The following is a 21,956-nucleotide window of genomic DNA, read 5'->3' as shown; positions in this document are numbered from 1 at the left end:
GGTGAAACGACGGAAGGTCGGGAATCTGCTGGCGCTGGCGATCCTGTCCACGCTGAACGAGCGCCCGATGCATCCGTACGAAATGGCTTCGGTCCTGAAGGCGCGTGGCAAGGACCGCGACATGGGGATCAAATGGGGTTCCTTCTACACGGTCGTCGGCAACCTGCGGAAACACGGCCTCATCGAGACCGTCGAGAGCGGTCGCGAGGGTGCCCGTCCGGAGCGCACGGTGTACCGGATCACCGACGCCGGCCGTGACGAAATGCTCGACTGGCTGCGCGAGCTGCTCGCGGAACTCGCGCCGGAGGAACCGAAGTTCGTCGCCGGACTGTCGGTGCTGGGATGGCTCGGACCGGACGAGGTGATCGCCCTGTTCCGCACCCGGCTGGCGGCGCTCGACGACGAGATCGCCTCGACACGGGCCGAACTGGCGCGGCTACTGGAGGAGATCCCGCGGCTGGTGCTGCTCGAGGTCGAGTACCACCTGGCGATCCGCGTGGCGGAAGCCGACTGGGTCCGCTCGATCCTCGAAGAACTGACTTCCGGCTCGATGCCCGGTCTCGCCGAATGGCGGGCCCTGGTGACGGAAAGGGGGAGTACCCGCAGTTGAAAGGGCCCCGGAGGGGTGTTGCAGCACCTCTCCGGGGCGACGATCCCGCAACCGGAACCCGGCCACGAGAAGGCATCTTGAGAATAGCCGGGCTCCGGGCACACCAACCTGGAGTGACCATGTCGAACATCAAGGACCGGAAACGGTTCAAGCTCATCCCGGAGATGGGCGGCGCGCTGGCCCGGAACTACGCCCGGCAGCGCGGCACGGAACCGCAGCTCGAACTCTGGCGGCGGCAGGCGCGCGAACTCACCGCGGACCTGCCGGAAGGCGCGAAGATCCTGGAGGTCGCCTTCGGCCCCGGCTACTTCGCCGTCGAACTGGCGCGGCTCGGGTTCTCCGTCACCGGCCTCGACGTCGCACCGACGTTCGTCGAGATCGCGAGTGACTACGCGCGGGCTCAGGGCGTCGACGTCGAGTTCCGCGAGGGCGACGTTTCACGGATGCCGTTCGACGACGAGTCGTTCGATTTCGTCGTCTGCCAGGCCGCGTTCAAGAACTTCGTGTGGCCGGTGAAGGCGCTCGACGAGATGCACCGCGTGCTGCGTCCGGGCGGGACGGCCGTGGTGCAGGACATGAACCGGGACGCGACCGACGGTGACATCGTGCGCGAGGTCGAGGGCATGAAGCTCGGCAAACTGGCCGCTTTGACGACCCGGCAGACGCTCGGGCAGCTGCGGCGGCGTGCCTACACGCCGGTCGATTTCGGCGGGCTGGTCGCCGAAACCGCGTTCCGGACGGGCGAGATCACCACCGTCGGAATCGGACTGGACGTCCGGCTCACCCGCTCCTGACGTGCCATGAAAGGTCCTTTCCTTGCGAAATTTGCAAGGAAAGGACCTTTCATAGCGCGCGGAGGAGGCTCAGCGAGGGGCCATGCGCAGCGAGCCGTCCATTCGGACGACCTCGCCGTTCAGGTAGTCGTGGTCGATCAGCGACAGTGCGAGCTGCGCGTACTCGTCCGGCCGCGCGAGCCGCTTCGGGAACGGAACGCCCTCGGCCAGCGAAGCGCGGAACTCCTCACTCACCGTCGCCAGCATCGGGGTGTCGACGATGCCCGGCGCGATGGTCAGCACCCGGATCCCGTGCGACGCGAGGTCGCGCGCGGCGGGCAGGGTCATCCCGACGATGCCGCCCTTGGACGACGAGTACGCCACCTGCCCGATCTGGCCGTCGAAAGCGGCGATCGACGCGGTGTTGATGATGACGCCGCGCGCGTTGTCGGCGAGCGGTTCCGTCTTCGCGATGGCCTCGGCGGCCAGCGTGAGCACGTTGAAGGAGCCGATCAGGTTGATCTGGACGACCTTCGCGTACAGGGCGAGGTCGTGCGGTCCCTTCTTCGACAGGATCCGCGCGGACGGCCCGATCCCGGCGCAGTTCACCACGGTCCGCAGCGGCACCCCGGACTCGGCGGCGGTCGCGACGGCGGCGCGTACCTGCTCCGGGTCGGTCACGTCGGCCTCGACGTAAGTGATGCCCTCGACCTCCTCGGCGCCGGCGATGGCACCGGCGAGGTCCAGCGCGAAGACCCGCGCGCCCTTCGCCGCGAGCGCCTTCGCGGTCGCACCGCCGAGCCCGGACGCGCCACCCGTGACGAGCGCCGCGGTATCGGTGATCTGCATGTTCTCCCTTTCGTCGACAATCGTTCATAGGTTAACGCTCGTTCGCATCGGGGCCAGGTGGGATGGCTCACGCCGGTGCGCAGCATGTCGTGAGGAGTATTCGGACCCGAAGCATTCCGTTCTCTCGGAGGTCAACTCCGGCTGTCACCTTCAGCAGCATGAGCGCTGCTCGGATCGTGGTGGTGGGGACCGGTTACGTCGGATTGACCACGGGGGCCTGCCTGGCCGGCCTGGGGCATCGAGTCACTTGCGTCGATGTCGACCAGGCGAAGGTCGCAAGGCTCTCCGCCGGACGGGTGGACATCCTGGAGCCGGGATTGTCCGAGCTGGTGTCGAGGGGGCTGACCAGCGGAAGACTCAACTTCGTGGTCGGTGCGCGGGAGGCGGTCCGCGACGCGGAGGCCGTCTTCCTCTGCGTGCCCACGCCGATGGGCGCGGGCGGCTCGGCCGATCTGCGCGCGGTCGAAGCGGTGACCACCGAAATCGGCGACGTCATCCCCGCGGGTTGTGCGCTGATCACCAAATCCACCGTGCCGGTGGGCACGTCGAAGCGCATCCAAGCGATGCTCGGCCGCACGGACGTGCCGGTCGTGTCGAATCCGGAGTTCCTGCGCGAGGGCACCGCCGTGGAGGACTTCCTCGGCCCGGACCGGATCGTCGTCGGTTCCGACGATGTCGCGGCCGCCCGCTGGGTCGGCGATCTCTACGCCGATCTCGCCGCCCCGGTCGTCGTCGCCGACGCGGCCAGCGCGGAACTGGTGAAGTACGCGGCGAACTGCTTCCTCGCGATGAAACTGTCCTATGTGAACTCGATCGCCGAGCTGTGCGAACGCCTCGGCGCGGACATCGACCTGGTCACCGAAGGCATGGGCTATGACCGGCGCATCGGGCGCTCGTTCCTCAAACCCGGTCCGGGCTGGGGCGGCTCGTGCCTGCCGAAGGACACCAGCGCGCTGGTCAGGGTCGCCGAGTCAGTGCAGTACGACTTCACGCTGCTCACCTCGGCGATCGAGGAGAACATCGCGCAGCGGGACCGGATCGTCGCGAAGATCGCCGGCGCTGTCGGCGGGACACTGGCCGGTTCGCGGATCGGCCTCCTCGGCCTGGCGTTCAAGGCCGGGACGAACGACCTGCGCGATTCGCCCGCGCTCGCGGTCGCCTCGGTGCTGGGCGCGCTGGGTGCGGAACTGACCGCCTACGACCCGGCCATCGGCGGCCAGCTCGCCGGGATGACCGTGGTCGACGACCCGTACCAGGTCGCGAAGGCGGCCGACGCCGTCGTCGTGCTGACGGAATGGGACGAGTTCAAGCGGCTCGACTGGCACTACATGGCCGAGCAGATGGACGGCGACTCGGTCGTCGACACGCGCAATCTCCTTGAGCCGCGCCAGATTCTCGACGCGGGCCTTTCATGGCAGGGCGTCGGGCGGCCGCGGGCGGCGCTGCGGCGGAAGGTCGCCGTCTCCTGACCTGCCTGCCTCCCTCATGACACGAGGGAGACGAGCGTCATCAGCCCGTCCACGACCTCCTCGGCCGTCGGGGCGTTCTCCGGGTCGAGCATGTGCTGCAGCATCACGCCCGAATTCAGGGCCGTGGCGACCGCGCCGATCCGGCGTTCGTCCGCCTCGGTGAGGGTGTCCTCGTCGATCCCCAGCACGCCCGCCGCCATCCCGCGGCGGCCTTCGCGCTGAGCGGCGGCGAGCTGTTTCCGCAGTTCAGGGTGATGCTCGGACTGCACGAACGCCTCGATCGAGGCGATCCACAGCTGCCGGTTGCGGCTGTAGGAGTCGATCATCGCGCGCCAGGACGCCCGGTACTGCTCGGACGGCGAGGCGTCCGGGTCGACAGCGCTCTTCATCTCCTCCAGAACTTCTTTGCCCCAGTCGTCCATCGCCTCGGAGAACGCCGTCAGCAGCAGGGCTTCCCGCGATCCGAAGTGGTAGCCGATCGCCGCGTGGCTGACCCCGGCCGCCGCCGCGATGTCCCGCACCGTCGTCCGTGACCAGCCCTTTTCCTTCAAGCACTGGATGGCGCCCGCCATCAGGTCCTCGCGATTACCCATGCCCGAGATCCTAGACCACACGGTTTATCCATTTGGTTTAACCATATGGCTTGACCAATCGTGCAAATCTGCCGTACGGTCACTTCCATCACCCAGAACCCCAAGGAGCAGCCATGACGACCACAGTTCTGATCTCCGGCGCCGGCATCGCGGGACCGGCCCTCGCCTTCTGGCTGCGGGAACGCGGTTTCGTGCCGACGGTCGTGGAGCGCGCCCCGGCCCTGCGTGAAGGGGGCAGCGCGGTCGACTTCCGGGGTGAGCAGATGACCCTGCTGAAGCGCATGGGCATCCTCGAAGACATCCGCGCGAAGGAAACCGCGATGGGCTCGCAGGTCGTCGTCGACGCGCGGGGCAAGAAGGTCGCCGAGATGCCGTCGGTGTTCTTCAGCGGCGAAGTCGAGATCGAACGCGGAGACCTGACGCGCATCCTCTACGACCACACGAAAAACGACGTCGAGTACGTCTTCGGCGACTGGATCACCGGCCTGGACGAGCTCGCGGACGGTGTCGATGTCACCTTCGCCCATGGCGGGAAGCGCAGATTCGACCTGGTCGTCGGCGCGGACGGGCTGCACTCGGGTGTCCGTCGCCTGGCCTTCGGTGACGAGGAGCGGTTCCGCACGGATCTCGGCTTCCACACCGCGGGCTTCACCGCGCCCAACCACCTCGACCTCGACCACCTCGGCCAGATCTGCAGCGTCCCCGGCCGGACGGTGATGGTCGCCAGCGGCCGGGACCGTTCGGTCCTCAACGTCAGTTTCGTCTTCGCGTCCGGGCCGCTGGAGGTGCACCGGCGCGATGTCGAGGGGCAGAAGAAGGTCCTCGTCGAGCGCTACGCCGACTTCGGCTGGGAAGCTCCGGCGCTCTTGGAAGGGCTCGCCGACGTCGAGGCACTGTACTTCGATTCGCTCAGCCAGATCCACCTCGACAAGTGGTCGCAGGGCAGGGTCGTGCTGCTCGGTGACGCGGCTTGGTGTGCCGGTCCGGGCGGTTCGGGCACCGGGCTCGCGATGATGGGGGCGTACATCCTGGCGGGAGAACTCGCCGCCGCGCGTGGAGACCACGAGGTCGCGTTCGCGCGCTACGAAGAGAAATTGCGCGGTCCGGTCAAGGTTTCGCAGAAGCAGGCGGCCGGGATCGGCACGTTCCTCGCGCCGAAGACCCGGTTCATGGTCGGCTACCGGAACTTCCTGTACCGGGTGCTGGGCTCGAAGCCGATGACCAGGGTGTTCACCTGGATCACCTCCCGGGCGGCGAACGCCGCGACGCTGGAAAACTATGACGCCCCGGTCGCCGCGCGGGGATAGCTTCGGTGGGGTGATGGACCAGAAGAACTTCCGCCGGGCCTGCTACGAGGCGGCCCGGCGGACGGACGGCCACGTGACGGAGTTCCGGTCATCCAACTACTCGCCGAATTTCGACCAGGGGTACCTCGCTTATCGCCATCGCACCGTCGCCGTCCTGTGGACGCGGGACTGGAGCGCAAACGCGACGTGGCATGGAATCGGCATCGCCTCGACGCCGGTGGAATTCGGTTCGCTCCGCTTCGTCGACGAGCCGGGCCTGCTGGCCGTGCTGAAAGAGCTTCTCCCCGTGTGCCGGATCTTCACCTGTGCCGAGCTCCATGGTCCACTCGACCTGGCCGCGTGGCCTTGGGTCGATGAGGACGATGTCAGGTACTGGCGTCCGGAGAATCTCGGTGAAGCCCTCTTCAACTTCTGGGACTGAAAAAGTAGTTAGCAAAGCGTAGTATCGGCCTCGTGTTCACGACCAGGCCGGAACTGGCCGGCACCCACGGCATGGTGGCATCGACGCACTGGCTGGCCTCGGCCACCGGGATGGCGGTGCTGGAAGACGGCGGAAACGCCTTCGACGCGGCGGTAGCGGCCGGGTTCGTCCTGCAGATCGCCGAGCCGCATCTCTGCGGCCCGGCGGGGCAGGTCCCCGGCATCTTCGTCACCGCCAAGGATCGGACGCCCCGGGTCCTCGCGGGCCAAGGCGTCTCGCCCGCGGCCGCGACGCCGGAGCATTTCGCGGATCTCGGACTCGACCTGATCCCCGGCAGCGGCCTGCTCCCCGCGACCGTCCCGGGCGCGTGGGACGGCTGGCTCCTGCTCCTGCGGGACCACGGCACGAAGTCGTTGCGCGACGTGCTCGGCTACGCGATCTCCTACGCGCGCAACGGGATTCCGCTGGTCAGCCGGGTCGGTGACACGATCCGCGCGGTGCAGGAGCTGTTCACCGAACATTGGCCGACGTCGGCGGCGCTGTGGCTGTCCGGCGGCAAGCCCGTCGAGGGTCTGCACCGCAACCCGGCGCTCGCGGACACCTGGGAGCGGCTGGTCGCCGAGGCCGAGTCGGTCAGCGGACGCGAGGCGCAGATCGACGCCGGACGCCGTGCGTGGTCGCAGGGCTTCGTCGCCGAGGCCATCGAGGCGTTCAGCCGCAAGGCCTTCCGTGACGATTCCGGTCGTGACCACGCCGGGCTCCTCACCGGCGAAGACCTCGCGAGCTGGGAAGCGACGTACGAAGACGCGCTGCAGGTCGACTTCGGTGACTGGGGCCTGGTGAAGATGGGCGCCTGGACCCAGGGGCCCGCCTTGCTGCAGCAGGCGCGGTTGCTGGACGGGCTGCGCGGCGAAATGTCCTATGTGGACGGAATTCCGACGGAACGCACGGTGCACTTGGCCGTCGAGGCGGCGAAACTGGCGTTCGCCGACCGTGAGGCCTGGTACGGGGATTCTCCCGACGTGCCGATCGAGCTGCTGATCTCCCGCGAATACGCGGATACTCGACGAGCCTTGATCACCGACGAAGCATCCGGCGAACTCCGGCCGGGTGGGCCTTCTCCGCGGCTGCCCGCGATTCTCGAACAGCTGCGCGGACTGGAGTCCGGCTCCGGTGCGACGGGCGAGCCGACGGTCGGGCCGCTGGGCGAGACCCGGGGCGACACCGTGCACATCGACGTCGTCGACGCGGCCGGGAACATGATCTCGGTGACGCCGTCGGGTGGCTGGCTGCAGTCGAGCCCGACGATCCCGGAACTCGGGTTCTGCCTCGACTCGCGCGGCCAGATGTTCTGGCTGGAACAGGGACTGCCGAACTCGCTGGCGCCGCGGAAACGGCCGCGGATCACGCTTTCGCCGTCGATGGGCCTGCGCGATGGCGAGCCGGTGCTGGCGTTCGGGACTCCCGGCGGGGATCAGCAGGACCAGTGGCAGCTGTGTTTCTGGCTGGCGCACACGCTCGGCGGGCTGAACCTGCAGGAGTCGATCGACTCGCCCGCGTGGCACACCACGGCGTTCCCGAGTTCGTTCTACCCGCGCTCGTGGACGCCGCGGGAAATCGTGGCCGAGTCCCGACTCGGAAAGTCCACAATGGACGCTCTGGCTGCGCGCGGACACCTCGTCGTCGACGCCGGACCTTGGGCTCTCGGGCGCCTTTCGGCCGTTTCGCGGTCCGGGGGTGTTTTGCGGGCCGCCGCCAACGCCCGGGGAATGCAGGGCTACGCCGTCGGCCGCTGACCGGCCCGCCGTCACCCTGCTCGCTGTCGCCACTGTGCCGTGAAGGCCTCCTTCCCTACCTTCAAAGTAGGGAAGGAGGCCTTCACGGCGTCGACCCCCAGCTTGAGTTGTCCACAATGACGCCCGGCTGTGGACAACTCGCCTCTTCCGTACTTCCCGTCCCCCATCGGCGATAGACTGGCTTCGGGGTCGCCCCCCAGGGACGGGTGGGGGGCTGGGGTGGTGGCCTTAAGAGCGCGGCTGTTCCCAGAGCCAGAATTCGATGCCCTGGTCGTCCACGCAATCGGCACTCAGGCCGTAGGGCTGCTGTTCGGGTTCGCCTGCCTGGCCGCCCTGGGCGCGGACCCGGTCGAGGGCGGTGGCGAGATCGTCGACGGCGTACATGACCTTCCAGCCCACCTGCCGCCCCGGGCCGCCCCAGAGTCCGCCTTGCAGGCCGGAACCTTCGACACCCCAACCACCTTCGACCCTCCCGGGCGAGAACTGCCAGCCGAGGACGGCGCCGTAGAACGCCTTCGCGCGTTCGTCGTCCGGGACCTGGAAGGTGAAGTAGCCCGCTTCGCCGTGCCGGATCGGCTTCGCGCCTGATGCGGGGCGAGGAGCCGCCTGCGAAACCAGCCATCGCTGGCCGTACGGGTCCTTGATCGCCCCGCTCAGCCCGTGACCCGCGTCCGTGACGGCACGTTCCAGCTCTCCGCCCAGTTCCACGGCCCGCCGCGCGGACGCGTGCGCATCCGGGACCTCGACCCGGATCAGCGGACCACCGGCGGCCGCCACGACATTGCCCAATTCGGGGAATTCTTCCGCGAGCATCAGCACGCTGTCCCCGATGGCCAGTTCCGCGTGCCCGACCCGGCCGTCCTCCATCACGATCGGCTCGGCCCGGCGCCGCGCCCCGAACACCTCGACATAGAAATCGAGTGCGGCGCGGGCGTCGGTCACCACGAGGTACGGCGTCAAGGAGCGCACTTCGGCGGTGGGTGACTCGGTCATCTCGGCTCCGTTCAGGACGGCGCGACGCAGGTTGTCGCGCAGCTCGGCGGCGAAGAGCGGGTCGGGGTCGACAGGCTGCGAGGGCGCACGAAGCGCGTCGAACGGATCAGGCATCGCGACCCTCCTTCTCCTGGTAAGCACGCCGGAACGCGGCACGGGCCCGCACGAGCAACGCCTCCGTGGCGTGCACCGTGCGCTCCAGATGGGCGGCGACCTCCGGTACCGGGAGGCCGTCGACATAGCGAAGCGTCAACGCCGCTTGGTGATGCGCTCCGAGCGACGCGAGCACTTCGCGCGCCAGGAGGGCGTCCAGCCGCTCGTCCCACGGATCGGTGACGTCCTCCTCGTGGACGAGCCGCAGCCCGCGTTCCTCACGTTCCTTACGCCGCCAGTGATCGGCGAGTTTGTGCCGGGCGACGCCGATCAGCCACCCGGTACTCACGGCAGGCGAGTCCTCCTTGCGACAGGCCCTCACCGCGCCGAGGAACGTCTCCGACGTCAGTTCCTCGGCGAGGGTGCGGTCACCGCACCGGGCCAGCAGGTACCCGTAGACCTCCGGCAACGCCGTCTCGTACAGCGACAGCAGCGCGAAGGCCGGGTCCCGGTGCACCCGTGGTTCCGTCACATTCCCATCGTCGCTCGGGGAGCCACTTCTCCGACGGGTGAAGCCGGACTTTTCTAGAGCCGCGGATCCGGCAGGCGCCGTGCCACCGTGATGATGCCGATCGTCAGCAGCGCCTGGATCCCGATGACCAGGGCGAACGCGCCCTTCATCCCGAGCGGGCCCGCGCCGACGGAGGCGAACAACGTGCCCATCGTCGCCACGCCGAGCGCCATCGCGGCCTGCTGCGAAGTCGTCAGCATGCCGCTGCCGACCCCCGCGATCTCCGGCGGCACCTTCGACAGCACGATCCGGAACACCGTCGTCATCGCCAGTCCCTGACCGAGACCGCACAGCAGCATCCCCGGCGCGAAATCGAGCACGCCCAGCTCCGGCCATTCCAGCAGCACGGTGCCGATCAGCACCAGCAGCCCGAGCAGCTGCACCGAGAGCCCGGCGGCCACCACCCGCTGCCCGAACCGCGTCACCAGGCGGCTGCTGACCAGGCACATCGCGAAGAACGCGAGCGAAAGCGGCGCCGTCACCAGCCCGGAACCGAACGGTCCCAGGTGCAACCCGTCCTGCAGCGTCACCGCGAACACGAACATGAACGCGCTGAACCCGATGAAGAACGGCACCCCGACCAGCAGCCCTTGCCGCACGCTCGGCATCCGCATCACCGACGGCGGCAGCAGCGGGATCCCGCCGAGGCGTTCCATCCGGCGTTCGACGTGGACGAAGCCCGCCGCGGCGAACGGGAAGACGACGAGCAGTGCGACCGTCCACAGTGGCCAGTCCAGTACCGGGCCTTCCGCCAGCGGGAGCAGCAGCGACACCAAGGCGATCGCCAGGAGTACGGTGCCCCAGCGGTCGATGCCGATCGGATTGCTCGAGCGGCTTTCCGGGATCAGCCGCCGCGCGATCACCAGTCCGGCGATCCCGACAGGCACGTTGACCAGGAAGATCGGCCGCCAGCTCGTACCCCAGAGATCGGCGGCGACCAGCGCCCCGCCGAGGAACTGGCCGAGCACCATCGAAAGCCCCGCGGTCGCGCCGTAGAGGCCCAGTGCCTTGGACTTGCGTTCGCCGGTCGTGGTCGCCTGGATGATCGACAGCACCTGCGGCAGCATCAACGCGGCGGCCGCCCCCTGCGCGGCCCGCGCCAGTACCAGCGTCAGCGCCGTCGGCGCGACCCCGCAGAGCAGGGAGGTCACGGTGAACGAGGCCAGGCCGATCAGGAACAGTTTGCGACGGCCGAAGGCGTCGCCGAGACGGCCACCGACGACCAGCAGCACGGCGTAGGCGATCCCGTAGGCCGCGACCACCAGTTCCAAGGTGGCCGACGAGGTGCGGAGGTCGGAGCCGATGGCGGGCAGGGCGATGTTGACGATGAAGAAGTCGATGAGCGGAAGTGCCGCCCCCAGCAGCACGGTGACCAGGCCCGCCGAGGTCAGGGCCGGTCCAGCGGCGACGCGGGTGGGCGTCACCGGAGCTTGCGTCGAAGTCATGGGTACTACGATCAAGCGAAGTCCAGCCTGGTACCAGGAGTGTGTTTATCCTGGTATTACCACTACCTGGTAACGGGCTCGGAGTTTTGCGAACCTGATGAGGTGACCATGACCGTCGATTCGCGAGTGGCCGACGTGCGACGGCACGAACTGGCCGCGTTCCTGCGCAGCCGCCGCGAGCGCATCACCCCCGACCAGGTCGGCCTGCCGATCAGCGGCAGGCGCCGCACACCGGGGCTGCGCCGCGAAGAGGTCGCGCAGCTGGCCGGGGTCGGGGTCACCTGGTACACGTGGCTCGAACAGGGCCGCGACATCAACGCGTCCGAGCAGGTGCTGGAGGCGATCTCCCGCACACTGCGGCTCGACCCGCACGAGCACCTGCACCTGTTCACCCTCGCCGGCGCGCCCGAACCGCCGTTGGAGAAGGACTGCAAGCTCCTCAGCCAGAACATCTACCGGATGATGGCGAAACTGGAGCCATTCCCGGTCTGCGTGCGCAACGCGCGGTGCGACATCCTCGCCTACAACCGGGCCTACAACTGGCTGATGGGCGACGTCGACGCGATCCCGTTCGAGGATCGCAACACGATGGTCCAGTGCCTGACCAACCCCGAGTGGCGGCGCAGGCTGCCCGACTGGGAGATCAACCTGCCCCGCGTGGTCGCCGGTTTCCGGGCGGCGATGGCCGAACACCTCACCGAACCGGCGTGGAAGAACCTGGTCAAGCGGCTGCGGCAGGAGTCGGAGGTCTTCGAGCGGATGTGGAAGGAGCACGACGTCTCCGGCGACCGGATCGTGCTCAAGCGGTACCTGCACCCGGACGTCGGCCTGCTGCGGTTCGAGTTCTCCTACCTGTACCTCGGGCGGCGTTCGGAGCTCTCGCTGGCGACGCTCACCCCGGCCGATGAGGAAACCGCGGCGAAGCTGCCCAGTTCCTTCTGAAGAGGGAGGCGGACCAGGCTCGCGAGGGAGCCTTTCCGCGGCGCGAAGACCGAAGCTGACCGCATGACCGCAGCAGTCGCCACCCCCAAGATCTCCAGCGCCCGGTTGATCGTCTGCTACGCCGCGATCCTGGGCACGCTGCCGTACCTGACCCTCAAGGCATCCTGGGTCACGGGAGGCAGCCTCGGCCTCCGCGATCCGTCCTTTGTGGACTCCGACCTGATGCTGTTCGCGAACCTGCTCACCGGCGGGATGGACGTCGTCGCGGTGGTGCTCGCGCTGGCGTTCACCTACTCCTGGGGCCGCCGGATCGCCGCGCCGCTCGTGCTCTTCCCGATCTGGATCGGCACCGGACTGCTCGCGCCGATCGTGCTGGACCTCCCGGTGATCGTCGCCGACCTGATGAAGCCGCAACCGGCCGGAACACCGCTGGAGAACTGGGTCTGGGCCGTCGTCTACGGCGGTTTCGCCTGGCAGGGCGTCCTCCTGCTGACCGCGTTCGTGCTCTACGCCCGCGATCGCTGGTGGTTCGTCGTCACCGGCACCGTGCGGCCGGGGACGATCGGCGTTGCGGGCGGGCTCGGCATCACCGCCGCACTCGTCACCGCGATCGGCCACACGATCTGGGCGTTCGGCTCCGGCGGCATGTCGGCCCGGGGCCAGGACATCGTGATCGCACTGCTCGCCCTGCTCGCCGCGGTGGCCTTGGCGACCGTTTCGCGAGGACGGTTCTGGCCGCGACTCGTGCTGGTGTGGACCGGTGCCGGGGCGATGGCTGGCTCCGGCGCGTGGGGCCTGTTCAGTGCATTCACCATGGGCTCGGCCGGGCATGTACCGGTGCTGGCCGTGCAGGTGACCGGCGGGGTGCTGATGATGACGTCGATCCTGCGGCGCCTACCGCACACGGCGTAGCCGGGAAGCCGCTTCCCGACGGACGCGGTACGCCGCCGTCCCGGGGTAGCTTTCGTCCTGTGCTGCTGAAAGAACGGTATCCGTGGAGCCCCTGGGTGGGCCGCGTCCTGCGCGTGGTGCTGCCGCTGGGGTTCGTCCTCGGCGCCACGAGCAGCGCCGCCCGCTGGCAACCGGGCGCCCCGTCGCTGACCACGCTCGGTGTCCTCTGGCTGGTCGCCGTCGCGCTGCCGTTGCTGGTGGTCCACCGGTATCCGATGACGATCTTCCTGCTCACCTCCGTGCTGACCCTGGGCTACTACGCGTCCGGCAACCCCGGCGGGCCGGCGATGGTGCTGCCGACGATCGCGTTGTTCGTGCTCACCAAGATCCGCGGGCCGCTGGTCGCCGGGATCACCGGCGGATCGCTGCTGGTGGCCGCCGGTATCGCGTTGTTCGTCCGGCACGGGTTCGACGGCTTCGACCTCCGGGCCGGGCTCGGGTTCGTCTGGGTGATCGCGGTCGTCGGGATCGGGACGGCGGTGCGCAACGGCCTGGCCGCGGCGCGGGCCCGGCGTGAGCAGGCCGACGAGCACCGGCACCGGATGGCCGAGCAGGAGCGGCTCACCATCGCCCGCGAGGTGCACGACGTCGTCGCGCACAGCCTCGCGATGATCAACGTCCAGGCCGGGGTCGCCGCGCACGTCGCCGACCGGCGGCCCGAGCAGGCGAAAGAGGCGTTGCTGAACATCAAGGAGGCGAGCGCTTCGGCGCTTAAGGACCTCCGCGCGACGCTGGCCGTGCTGCGATCCGGCGAGGACAAGGCGCCCGCGCCGAGTCTCGCCCAGGCCGACGAACTCTTCGAGCACGCGCGGGCCGCCGGGCTGGAGGTCCGCGTCGACGGCGAACCGGGCGAGCTGCCCGCTCCCGTCGACGGCGCCGCGTACCGGATCCTGCAGGAATCGCTGACGAACGTGGTCCGCCACGCGAACCAGGCGAGCGGCGTCGACGTCAGGTTCGAGCGGAAAACCGGTGCGCTGACGCTGCTCGTCCGCGACGATGGTCGCGGCGCCGTCGAACCCGCGCCCGGCCACGGGCTGCGCGGTATGTCCGAACGGGCGGCGGCGCTGGGTGGTGCGCTCACGACGTCCATTGTGGACGGTGGGTTCCAGGTTCGCGTGGACTTGCCTGTCGAGGGGGAACGATGACGATCCGGGTGGTCCTCGCCGACGACCAGGCGCTGGTGCGCGCGGGTTTCCGGGTGCTGCTGGAGACCGAAGACGGCTTCGAGGTCTGCGCCGAGGCGGGTGACGGCGAGCAGGCCGTCGCGGCCGCGGTCGAGCACAAGCCGGACATCGTGGTGATGGACGTCCGGATGCCCGGCGTCGACGGGCTCGAAGCGACCAGGCGGATCACCGCGAATCCGGAGCTGGCCGGGGTGAAGGTCCTCGTCCTGACCACTTTCGACGTCGACGAGTACGTCTACGAGGCGTTGCGCGCGGGCGCGAGCGGGTTCCTGCTGAAGGACACCGACCCGGTGGAGCTGTTGCGGGCGCTGAAGGTGGTCGCCGCGGGCGAGGCGCTGCTGGCGCCGACCGTGACCCGGCGGCTGATCGCGGAGTTCGTCGGCCGTCCGGAGAACCGCCGCATCGACGTGAGCGCCGTCCGTGAGATCACCGACCGCGAACGCGAGGTCCTCGGCCTGGTCGCCGGCGGGATGTCGAACGACGAGATCGCCGCGCAGCTGGTGATCTCGACGGCCACCGCGCGCACGCACGTCAGCCGCATCATGACCAAGATCGGCGCGCGCGACCGCGCCCAGCTGGTGGTGCTGGCCTACGAGTCCGGGCTGGTCAGCCCCCGGCGGTCTTGATCGGGAATTCCCCACCCCGGATTCCCCCAAAAAGATGAGATTTGCCGCCGAAGGGCCCGGTTCACCCCGCGTGACCGAGGTGGCGGGATCGCTGACGCTCAGTTAAACCACTGAGATGCACGTGCAAATGCACGACCTTGATGGAGTCGAACGCAAGGGCCGGAGGGCTCCTGTCTTCACTTTGTCTTCATATCGACCAGGGGAAACATCCGGCTCGCCTGCGCGGCCGAGGATGGGGCGGGAACGATTCCAAGCCGAACGCGCGTACCGCTAACCCTGATTTCCCGGTGTTTTCAGCCGCGACCCGCGGAAACTGGCGGCGACTTCGTGCACGGTCCGTGATTTTCTGCTTCGAGTGAGCTGGAAATGACCGTCACTTTCTGTCGTGAAATGGTCCACTTCGGGCTCCCTGTACGGGGTGCGGCGGCCAGTGAGTTGCTTTCGAGCAATGACTCTGAGCACTAGTCTTCGGAGCTACGGTCGCGCGGCGAGGTCACCTACCTGACGTGATTCTCACCCGGCCGGGCAAGGATCGGAAAAACCTCAAGACCGCATTTCTTCTCACTGGGAGTCACCATTGGCGACAAATAGACCTGATCCCCTTCTGGTGATCACGGCGGGACTCGTCGTTCTCGCCTACATCGTTTTCGCCGCGATCCTCACCCGGCTCCTGCTGACCAGAAAGGTCGCTCAACCCGCCAAGGTGATCGGCTCGGTGGCGGCCCTGGTGGCGGGGCTGCCCGCCATCCTCTACGCGTTCGCGGCGGTGGTGGGCTGATGGGCGGGACGTTCCTGGAGGTGCTCACCGAGCGGCAACGGCGGCGCTTGATCGACCTCGGCAGACATGTCGATTACGCGGCGGGCGCGAACCTGGCGAACCAGGCGGAGCCCGCTCCGCCGGTGCTCATCCTGCAGTCGGGTTACGTGAAAGCCCAGCGTACGGCCCAGGGCGACACTCCACCCATGATCGTCGACCTGTTCGGCGCGGGGGACGTGCTAGGCCTCGAAGACTGCCTGATCGGATGGTCGAGCCACCTCGCCCATGTCGCCACGAAGCCGGTCCGCGTACTCGAGATCCCTCAGAAGACCTTCCGTCGCTTCCTCCAGGACAACAAGCAGGCGATGGGCGCGGCCGCCGAAGCGCTGGCGCTGCGGCTGCGCCGCCGGGACATCGCGCTGGGTTTCGCGCCCGCCAAGATCCGGAGCAGGTTGACCGCGTTTCTCGTTCGTTTACAGGTGGTCTACGGAATTCCCGGAGAAGACTGCGTGGTGATCGACGTAGGTCTGAACCACGCGGACATCGCGTCCGCGATCGGGGCGTCACCCGCCTCGGTGAACACCGAGATGGTGAAACTGAAGAACGAGGGCTATCTGACGACGGGACACAAGACCATTCACGTCAAAAGACAACTGCGGGAAGACGGCCCTCCGCTTTTCCCGGCCAAGGAGGCCAGGTCGCGGCGGATTCCGCAAATGAAGCCGCGGCGCCGGGAACTCAGCCGCGCTTCAGCTGAAGCGCGAGCCGTATGACGAACACGACGGCCAACGCGGCGACCAGGGCGATTTCCCAGGCCATGGCGGCTCCTCCTCGTCCGGCATCCGAAGGCTTCGATGCTCTGCCCATAAGGCGCGCCACCGGGGGAGGACGTTCACCGACACGGCCTAAGTCACACTAATGGGGCAACGGAACGGCAGCCCCGCGTGCAAGGAAAGGTCCTTTCCTCGCAAAATTTGCCAGGAAAGGACCTTTCCTTGCACGCGCGGGCACCTGAGGCACCGAGCAACGACTACAGCGCGCTCTCGACAGCCGCCCACACCCGGTGCGGGTCGAGGTCCATCGGGCGCGAGTCCGGATCCGGCCGCAGCCGCCGCAGCAGCACCTGCTGCACCAGCGCCGTGGGCTTCGCCGCCGCGGCCACCCGCCGCCAGAACAGGTGATCTTCCAGACCCTCGAACAGCACCTCGGAGTTCCACCCGCCGAACTCGTCGACCAGCGACCGCCGCACCAGATACCCGCTGCCCAGGTACGGCAGCGTCCGCAGCCGCCGCTCCTCCGGCGGCAGCGCGCCGACCAGGCCGTCCACCGGATCCGCGACCGGGCAGTGCACGATGTCGACGTCGTCCGAAGCGGCCAGCAGACGCTCCAGCAGGAACTCCGACGCGCGCATCCCGCCGTCGAGGACCAGCAGCCAGGACGCCGTCGACCGTTCGAGCAGGGAGTTCCGGGTGAGCCCGCGGCCGAGCGGGGTGTCGTGCAGCAGCACGTCGTACGGACGCGGCCGTGGCCACGGATGCACGCCGTCCTCGCCGACGAGCACCTTCCTCGGCGGCACGCTGCCGGTGAGCAGGTCGTTCGCCAGATCGTCCGGGTCGACTTCGCCGGTCCGGCGCACGATCAGCACGTCGACGTCGGCCGAGCCCGGCACCGAAGCCGCCGCAGGCTCCCAGGTGCGCGAAGCGACCCTTCGGGCACCTGCCGCGCGCTGGGCGATCCGTGCCGACAGCGCCGTCCCGCGTGCCGAAGCCGGGCCGGCGGCGGACCGGTCACCCGCGAACCGCGCGTCGAACGACGGGGTGTCGACGGCGAGCGCGTCCTCCGGGTTCCGCAGGCTCGTCGCCAGTGCCCGTGCCGGCGCGATGTCCGCGGCGGGCGCCGAGCTCAGCGACGAGGCGAGGTCGATCAGCCGCCGCGCCGACGCTGTCATGTCCAGCGACTTCACGAAACCGTAGGCGGCCGAACGCAGGTGCCGCTCGCGCTCGGGTTCGTCGGCCAGCGCGGCGACGACCGAGCCCAGCGCCTCCGGCCGGGCCAGCACCAGATGCTCGCCGGGGACCAGCGGCTCGACGTCGGCGGAGGTCTCGCTGACCACCACACAGCCGTTGGTCATCGCTTCGAGCGTGCGCACCCATTCCAGGGTCTGCTTCTGCTCGCGGTGCAGGTTCAGCAGGAACCGCGACCGCGCGAGGTGCTCGAACTTCGCCTTGCCCGGCAGGAAGTCGACGCGCGCGGTGGTCATCGGCTCGTGCGGCGGGGTCAGCAGCCGCGTCCGCAGGCCCGCGAGGTCCCGCGCGTAGGAGCCGAGCAGCACCGAACGCCGCCGCTCGGCGGTGCCGAGATAGGTGACGTCGAGGTCGCGCGGGCTGTCCAGGTCGCCGCCCCACAGGTCCCACAGCGGGCTGTAGCCGAGCTGGAACTGCTCGACGGCGATCCCGCGCCGCCGCAGCTCGGCGGTCGAATCGTGGTTGATGTCGACGGCGCCGCCCAGGATGGAGAGCAGTTCGGCGTTGCGCTCGAAGGTCGCCGTCCCGGGATGCTCCACACAGAACCCGATGGTGCGGCGGCACTGTTCGGCGGTCGGGAAGTCGGCGTCCTGAATGGTCACGAAATACTCGTGGGGGACGACGACGAACACCGTGTCGGCCCCGGCCTCGGGATACCTGCCGACGGCGGTCCTGGCCTTGCCGCCCGCCGTGCGCACGGCGTCGGCGACCACTTCGAGCAGCTCCTCCATGAAGGCGGAACCGCCCTCGGCGGAGACGAAGCAGAGTTCGGTCACGGCCGGTCCATCTTCTTCCGCACGACCCGCAGCGGCGCGGTGACCCGCCAGCTGACGGTGCGGCGCGTGGCGTCGAGTTCGCGGGCCATCTCGGCGGCCAGACGTTCGGCGTTGAGCAGCCGCTGCCGGTCCGCCGACGGCTCGCCGCCGGGCAGGATGTCCGCGTCCACGACGCCCGCCGAAACGACGAGTTCGGCGTCGAGCAGCGCCAGCCGCAGCTTGTCACGCTCTTCGCGACAGGTCTTCAGCTCGGCGCGCAGCGAGTCACGCTGCTGGTGGGCAAGCAGGACCTCGGCTTCCAGCGCCTTCAGACGCGCCTTCGCGACGTCGAGTTCTTCCTGCTGTGAGGAGAGCTTCTGATGCACCTCGGCGGACTCGCCTTCGTTCGACGCGGCCGCGGTGGTCTCGCGCAGCTCGTGTTCGGTGTCGGCCAGCTTCGCCTTCAGCCGGTCCTGTTCGGCGGTGAAAACCTGCCGTTCGGCACGGAGCCGGGTCAGCTCGGCCTGGACACGGCCGGGAATGTCGGTGTCAGACATGAACGCCCCCACTCAGTTCGGTCAGGATCTCGGAGTATTCGCGGGCGTAACCCGCCGGGTCGAGCCACGGCCGCAGCTTCTCGTGCGCGGCCTTCGCCATCTCGCGGCGACGGGTGGCCGACGTGCCCAGCGCGCGCAGCAACGCCGCCGTCAGCGCGTCGACGTCGTTGGTCTCGAACAGCCAGCCCGTCTCGCCGTCGACGATCATCTCGCGCGCGCCGAACACGTCGGTCGCCGCGACCGGGACGCCACAGCAGACGGCTTCGAGGATCGACCGCGGCAGCGATTCGATGTCGGAGCTGTTCACGAAGATGTCCGCCGCCTGCAGCCAGCGCAGCGGATCCGGCTGGATCGGCACCAGGCTGACCGACTTCTCCAGCCCCGCGCGCTCGACCGATTCCTCCATCGCCAGCCCGTACGGCGACGGGTGCAGCCCGACGACGGCCAGTTTGGCCTCGGGGTGGACCTGGTGGATTCGCTCCATCGCCGAGATCAGCGGCGCCTGCCCCTTGCGGGATTCCGCGATGCCGATGTTGACCAGCACGATGTCGTCCGGCGCGTAGCCGAGCATGTTCCGCGCCTGCCGCCGGGTCTCCGACCGTGTGCGACCGCCGAACTTGTGCATCGGCGTGCCGTAGCGGACGGTCTGGCAGCGTTCCGGCTTGCTGTAGGGCAGGAACATCTCGCGCGTCGCGTCCGCGACGAACAGCAGCTTGTCGACCTCGGCGAGCGTGCTTTCCCAACGCTGCCAGACCGCGGCGGGCGGTTTGACCGGGCCCCAGTTCTGGTAGGCGAACGCGGGCAGCGAGAAGCTCTCGTGGATCACCCACGCCGTCGGCATCCCGGCGCGCTTCGCCGCGTCCGCGCCGACGAATCCGCCGAGCGTGTTGACGAGCGCGACGCCCGCTCCGGAGCACTTCGCGAAGCGCGCCAGCTCGGCGACATGTCCTTCATATGCGGGGACCGTCTGGTTCCGGTAATGCGTCGTGACGTGCACGGGGATGCCGAGTTCGTGGCAGTCCGCGCGCAGCGGGCCGTCGGTTTCGCTGACCAGGCTGACCTGCCAGCCGTGGTCGGTCACCATCCGGCTCAGCAGCTCCTGCAGCCACAACTGGCCGCCGCCGACGCCGAGGCTGTGCGTGAACACCAGCACGTGCTTCGGGTCGGTCGGGATGTTCACCCGCGCCATCGCCTTCGCCGTGTCACTCGCCAGTTCGTCGGCGAGTTCGGCGTCGTCCGGGTCCGCGACGGGATTGCGAAGCGTGAAAGTGCGCTTCGCCGACACGACCTCGCCGATGCCTTCGGTGCGGTACCGGACGCGGAGCGACAGCGTCCGCTCTTCGCCGTAGGGAAGGTCGACGGGCACCCAAGCCTCGAAACCGCTGACGGCGGCGTCGTCGAAGCCGGGGAATTCCTTCGGCACGTCCTTGCGGGGCAGGCGGGTGCGCGCGCTGACCGTGCCGCCGCCCTCGACCATGACCTCGATCAGGCTCGGCGCGCGGCCCTGGAGCATGGCCCAGCCCGTCACGTAGACGACGTGCCCCTCGGAGACCTTTCCCTGCTTCGGCGCTTCGAGTTCGCCCAGCCACAGCGGTTCCTCGCCCGGCAGCGTTCCCACGTGGACGGTCGCCTGGTTCAGCACCCGCTCGTCCGGGCCGGTGACGACGATGTCCTGCGTGCCCGCGGGAACCCAGGTGGCCGGGACGGCGCGCCAGCCGAAAGTACCTTCGGGCGCACCCGGGCACGGCTCGGGGAACAGGTTCGCTTCGACGCCCGCGACGGTCACGGACATCTCGTCGATCCGGCTGATCCCGGTCGTCCAGCCCCGGAGCTCGAACAGGTGCCCGACCGGCCGGTCCGGGGTCAGGATGCCGGCGGTATGCAGGCTCGTCATCGCTTCGCTACCTCGTCTTCGTTCGCCGCCACACCGGCGCCGACCTTCGTTGAACGGTACCCGTGGACGGTTCTCGCCAGGCGCGTTCGCCAGATTTCGGCGATGGCCTCCCGCACCTCGCCGGTGCCGTGCGCGGTGCCGCACGAGGCGATCGTCGAGAAGGCGACCTCCCGTGCCACCGCGGTGTCCACAAAGGAGGGATGGAGGCCGATCAGCACACCGAGCCAACCCGCCAGGTCGCGCACCGAACCGCCGTCCGCCGCCGCGGACCAGCCCGCGTCGGCGAGCTTGTCGGCCAGCACGAGCACTCCGCGCTCGACGACCTCGGGCGAACCGGCGTCCGCGTTCCGCCACTCCAGATCGATCGGGCGCAACGTCGCGCCGTCGACGAGTACGTTGTGCGGCACCAGATCCCACAACGCCTCGACCCCGCGCGCGGCCTCGGCGCGCAGGAGATCCCGCCAGCCGGTGAGCAGTTCCGCGACGCGCTCCGGCTCGTCGAGCAGGACTTCGACCATCGTCGGGGCGTCGTACACCTTGTCCGTGCACGGTCCGACCGAGATCCCGGCGACCGGCGGAGACGGCGCGAGCGGCGTGCGGCGGACTTCGGCACCCTCGCCGGTGCGCACGACATCGGCACGCGTGCAGGCGAACGCGGCGCGCTCGGCGGTGTTGAAGTAGGTCGCGAGCCGGTACGCGGGCCAGAGGGCGGCGGCGCCGGGGCCGCACAGCAGGGCGAGGCCGTGCGCGGGGCCGCCGGTGATCGCGGCGGACAGCCGGGGGAGCTCGGTGTAGATCTGCGTGCCGAGTACCGCGCGGGCGACTTCGTGTCCGGGGGCGCAGCGCAGCTCACGCTGGATTTCGAGACCGGCCGCCGCGAGCGTCTTGGCGACACTCCGCGAGGCGGTGAGCACCACGACGGCGCCTGTCGGGGACAGCCGCTCGCGAACCACGTTCAGCAGGCTTCGCGTCGCGTAGGGCTGTTGGACGATGACGAGGTCGTAAGTCCCGGAGCCGGGAGGCCGGTCGTGCACCGTGACCGTGCCGAGGTCGCGGGTGCGGAACCGGACGGCGGCCGCGCGGACCGGGTCGGCCTCGACGGCGTGCACCGTCGCCGAGACCTCACCCAGATACCTGGTCAGACCGCCGAAATCGGCACCGACTTCGAGTACTCGCGGCGCCTTCGGCAGCACGAGCGCCCGGAGGACGTTCGCGGTGCCGTGGTCGAGCGGAACACGCTCGGTGGCGTCCCAGCCGGCGAAGTGCAGTTCGTCGGACAGCGAACCGGTGTCCTCGGCCAGGGAGAGCAGCGTCGTGAGCAGCCGTGCCTTCTCGGCGGTCATCGA

21 protein-coding genes are annotated in these 21,956 nt (G+C 69.1%); 12 read left to right on the top strand and 9 right to left on the bottom strand.

Translation table 11 applies throughout. From position 1 onward, the window contains the following. The first annotated feature begins 1 nt into the window (after position 1). A complete protein-coding gene (locus SD37_RS41330) occupies positions 2–610 on the top strand; it encodes a PadR family transcriptional regulator (protein WP_083255360.1) in 609 nt (202 codons plus the stop codon). Positions 611–729: 119 nt separating this feature from the next. Beyond that, positions 730–1,404, top strand: a complete 675-nt coding sequence (locus SD37_RS41325) for a class I SAM-dependent methyltransferase (protein WP_044849765.1) — start codon at positions 730–732, stop codon at positions 1,402–1,404. Between the two features lie 69 nt (positions 1,405–1,473). Here SD37_RS41325 and SD37_RS41320 read toward each other — a convergent pair whose 3' ends face one another. Continuing rightward, positions 1,474–2,232, bottom strand: coding sequence for an SDR family NAD(P)-dependent oxidoreductase (locus SD37_RS41320; RefSeq protein WP_044849585.1), 759 nt, complete (start codon positions 2,230–2,232; stop codon positions 1,474–1,476). Positions 2,233–2,390: 158 nt separating this feature from the next. Here SD37_RS41320 and SD37_RS41315 point away from each other — a divergent pair, with 158 nt between their 5' ends. Then, positions 2,391–3,701: a UDP-glucose dehydrogenase family protein gene (locus SD37_RS41315; protein WP_083255233.1), complete on the top strand. Its 1,311-nt coding sequence runs from the start codon at positions 2,391–2,393 to the stop codon at positions 3,699–3,701. A 14-nt stretch (positions 3,702–3,715) separates the two neighbouring features. On the opposite strand, the gene SD37_RS41310 is transcribed toward SD37_RS41315, so the two are convergent. Further along, positions 3,716–4,294: a TetR/AcrR family transcriptional regulator gene (locus SD37_RS41310; protein ID WP_044849586.1), complete on the bottom strand. Its 579-nt coding sequence runs from the start codon at positions 4,292–4,294 to the stop codon at positions 3,716–3,718. 113 nt (positions 4,295–4,407) lie between these two features. Between SD37_RS41310 and SD37_RS41305 the strand changes: the two genes are divergently transcribed. Genes SD37_RS41305 through SD37_RS41295 form a run of 3 tightly spaced genes read left to right on the top strand, consistent with a single transcriptional unit; the run spans position 4,408 to position 7,818 of the window. Then, positions 4,408–5,601, top strand: a complete 1,194-nt coding sequence (locus SD37_RS41305) for an FAD-dependent monooxygenase (protein ID WP_044849587.1) — start codon at positions 4,408–4,410, stop codon at positions 5,599–5,601. A 13-nt stretch (positions 5,602–5,614) separates the two neighbouring features. Further along, complete coding sequence (locus SD37_RS41300) at positions 5,615–6,022, top strand: hypothetical protein (protein WP_236725499.1); 408 nt, start codon at positions 5,615–5,617, stop codon at positions 6,020–6,022. Between the two features lie 32 nt (positions 6,023–6,054). Beyond that, positions 6,055–7,818, top strand: a complete 1,764-nt coding sequence (locus SD37_RS41295; RefSeq protein ID WP_044849588.1) for a gamma-glutamyltransferase family protein — start codon at positions 6,055–6,057, stop codon at positions 7,816–7,818. 228 nt (positions 7,819–8,046) lie between these two features. On the opposite strand, the gene SD37_RS41290 is transcribed toward SD37_RS41295, so the two are convergent. Genes SD37_RS41290 through SD37_RS41280 form a run of 3 tightly spaced genes read right to left on the bottom strand, consistent with a single transcriptional unit; the run spans position 8,047 to position 10,920 of the window. Then, positions 8,047–8,925, bottom strand: a complete 879-nt coding sequence (locus SD37_RS41290; RefSeq protein WP_044849589.1) for a VOC family protein — start codon at positions 8,923–8,925, stop codon at positions 8,047–8,049. Further along, positions 8,918–9,436 (bottom strand): RNA polymerase sigma factor, encoded by a 519-nt coding sequence (locus tag SD37_RS41285; protein WP_044849590.1) that lies wholly within the window; start codon positions 9,434–9,436, stop codon positions 8,918–8,920. The genes SD37_RS41290 and SD37_RS41285 overlap by 8 nt, the downstream gene beginning before the upstream one ends. A gap of 53 nt (positions 9,437–9,489) precedes the next feature. Next, the gene (locus SD37_RS41280) at positions 9,490–10,920 is read right to left on the bottom strand and encodes an MFS transporter (protein ID WP_044849591.1); all 1,431 of its coding nucleotides are present in this window, start codon (positions 10,918–10,920) and stop codon (positions 9,490–9,492) included. A 108-nt stretch (positions 10,921–11,028) separates the two neighbouring features. Between SD37_RS41280 and SD37_RS41275 the strand changes: the two genes are divergently transcribed. The 6 genes from SD37_RS41275 to SD37_RS41255 all read left to right on the top strand — a co-directional run bounded on the left by SD37_RS41275 (position 11,029) and on the right by SD37_RS41255 (position 16,153). Beyond that, positions 11,029–11,862, top strand: coding sequence for a helix-turn-helix transcriptional regulator (locus tag SD37_RS41275; RefSeq protein WP_145926864.1), 834 nt, complete (start codon positions 11,029–11,031; stop codon positions 11,860–11,862). 63 nt (positions 11,863–11,925) lie between these two features. Continuing rightward, entirely contained in the window at positions 11,926–12,774 is an 849-nt protein-coding gene (locus SD37_RS41270) for a hypothetical protein (RefSeq protein ID WP_044849593.1), read from the top strand. Between the two features lie 59 nt (positions 12,775–12,833). Further along, positions 12,834–13,958 carry a sensor histidine kinase gene (locus tag SD37_RS41265; protein WP_083255232.1) on the top strand — a complete coding sequence of 375 codons (1,125 nt, stop codon included), beginning with the start codon at positions 12,834–12,836 and terminating at the stop codon, positions 13,956–13,958. Continuing rightward, on the top strand, positions 13,955–14,623 hold the full coding sequence (locus SD37_RS41260; protein WP_044849594.1) for a response regulator: 669 nt from the start codon (positions 13,955–13,957) through the stop codon (positions 14,621–14,623). The genes SD37_RS41265 and SD37_RS41260 overlap by 4 nt, the downstream gene beginning before the upstream one ends. Positions 14,624–15,230: 607 nt before the next feature. Then, a complete protein-coding gene (locus tag SD37_RS43370; protein ID WP_161780890.1) occupies positions 15,231–15,401 on the top strand; it encodes a hypothetical protein in 171 nt (56 codons plus the stop codon). Continuing rightward, the gene (locus SD37_RS41255; protein WP_044849595.1) at positions 15,401–16,153 is read left to right on the top strand and encodes a Crp/Fnr family transcriptional regulator; all 753 of its coding nucleotides are present in this window, start codon (positions 15,401–15,403) and stop codon (positions 16,151–16,153) included. The genes SD37_RS43370 and SD37_RS41255 overlap by 1 nt, the downstream gene beginning before the upstream one ends. A 257-nt stretch (positions 16,154–16,410) precedes the next feature. On the opposite strand, the gene SD37_RS41250 is transcribed toward SD37_RS41255, so the two are convergent. The 4 genes from SD37_RS41250 to SD37_RS41235 are packed head-to-tail and all read right to left on the bottom strand — an operon-like array spanning position 16,411 to position 21,953. Next, entirely contained in the window at positions 16,411–18,180 is a 1,770-nt protein-coding gene (locus tag SD37_RS41250) for a glycosyltransferase family protein (RefSeq protein ID WP_044849596.1), read from the bottom strand. After that, a complete protein-coding gene (locus tag SD37_RS41245; RefSeq protein ID WP_236725244.1) occupies positions 18,177–18,716 on the bottom strand; it encodes a hypothetical protein in 540 nt (179 codons plus the stop codon). Before SD37_RS41245 ends, SD37_RS41250 begins: the two co-directional genes overlap by 4 nt. Continuing rightward, a complete protein-coding gene (locus SD37_RS41240) occupies positions 18,709–20,610 on the bottom strand; it encodes a glycosyltransferase family 4 protein (protein ID WP_044849598.1) in 1,902 nt (633 codons plus the stop codon). Before SD37_RS41240 ends, SD37_RS41245 begins: the two co-directional genes overlap by 8 nt. After that, positions 20,607–21,953, bottom strand: a complete 1,347-nt coding sequence (locus SD37_RS41235) for a methyltransferase (protein WP_044849599.1) — start codon at positions 21,951–21,953, stop codon at positions 20,607–20,609. Before SD37_RS41235 ends, SD37_RS41240 begins: the two co-directional genes overlap by 4 nt. Positions 21,954–21,956 lie beyond the last annotated feature (3 nt).

The sequence above is a fragment of the Amycolatopsis orientalis genome (assembly GCF_000943515.2).
In the GTDB taxonomy this organism is placed as follows: Bacteria; Actinomycetota; Actinomycetes; order Mycobacteriales; family Pseudonocardiaceae; genus Amycolatopsis; species Amycolatopsis orientalis.
Note: the sequence above shows the minus strand (reverse complement) of the source record. Positions and strands in the feature narration are given on the sequence as shown.

Excerpts from the sequence above, each read along its gene's own strand:
- SD37_RS41275 (WP_145926864.1), top strand. The coding sequence starts at position 11,029 with ATGACCGTCGATTCGCGAGTGGCCGACGTGCGACGGCACGAACTGGCC.
- SD37_RS41315 (WP_083255233.1), top strand. The coding sequence starts at position 2,391 with ATGAGCGCTGCTCGGATCGTGGTGGTGGGGACCGGTTACGTCGGATTG.
- SD37_RS41245 (WP_236725244.1), bottom strand. The coding sequence starts at position 18,716 with ATGTCTGACACCGACATTCCCGGCCGTGTCCAGGCCGAGCTGACCCGG.
- SD37_RS41255 (WP_044849595.1), top strand. The coding sequence starts at position 15,401 with ATGGGCGGGACGTTCCTGGAGGTGCTCACCGAGCGGCAACGGCGGCGC.
- SD37_RS41240 (WP_044849598.1), bottom strand. The coding sequence starts at position 20,610 with ATGACGAGCCTGCATACCGCCGGCATCCTGACCCCGGACCGGCCGGTC.
- SD37_RS41320 (WP_044849585.1), bottom strand. The coding sequence starts at position 2,232 with ATGCAGATCACCGATACCGCGGCGCTCGTCACGGGTGGCGCGTCCGGG.
- SD37_RS41310 (WP_044849586.1), bottom strand. The coding sequence starts at position 4,294 with ATGGGTAATCGCGAGGACCTGATGGCGGGCGCCATCCAGTGCTTGAAG.
- SD37_RS41325 (WP_044849765.1), top strand. The coding sequence starts at position 730 with ATGTCGAACATCAAGGACCGGAAACGGTTCAAGCTCATCCCGGAGATG.
- SD37_RS41305 (WP_044849587.1), top strand. The coding sequence starts at position 4,408 with ATGACGACCACAGTTCTGATCTCCGGCGCCGGCATCGCGGGACCGGCC.
- SD37_RS41280 (WP_044849591.1), bottom strand. The coding sequence starts at position 10,920 with ATGACTTCGACGCAAGCTCCGGTGACGCCCACCCGCGTCGCCGCTGGA.
- SD37_RS41270 (WP_044849593.1), top strand. The coding sequence starts at position 11,926 with ATGACCGCAGCAGTCGCCACCCCCAAGATCTCCAGCGCCCGGTTGATC.
- SD37_RS41235 (WP_044849599.1), bottom strand. The coding sequence starts at position 21,953 with ATGACCGCCGAGAAGGCACGGCTGCTCACGACGCTGCTCTCCCTGGCC.
- SD37_RS41260 (WP_044849594.1), top strand. The coding sequence starts at position 13,955 with ATGACGATCCGGGTGGTCCTCGCCGACGACCAGGCGCTGGTGCGCGCG.
- SD37_RS41290 (WP_044849589.1), bottom strand. The coding sequence starts at position 8,925 with ATGCCTGATCCGTTCGACGCGCTTCGTGCGCCCTCGCAGCCTGTCGAC.
- SD37_RS41300 (WP_236725499.1), top strand. The coding sequence starts at position 5,615 with ATGGACCAGAAGAACTTCCGCCGGGCCTGCTACGAGGCGGCCCGGCGG.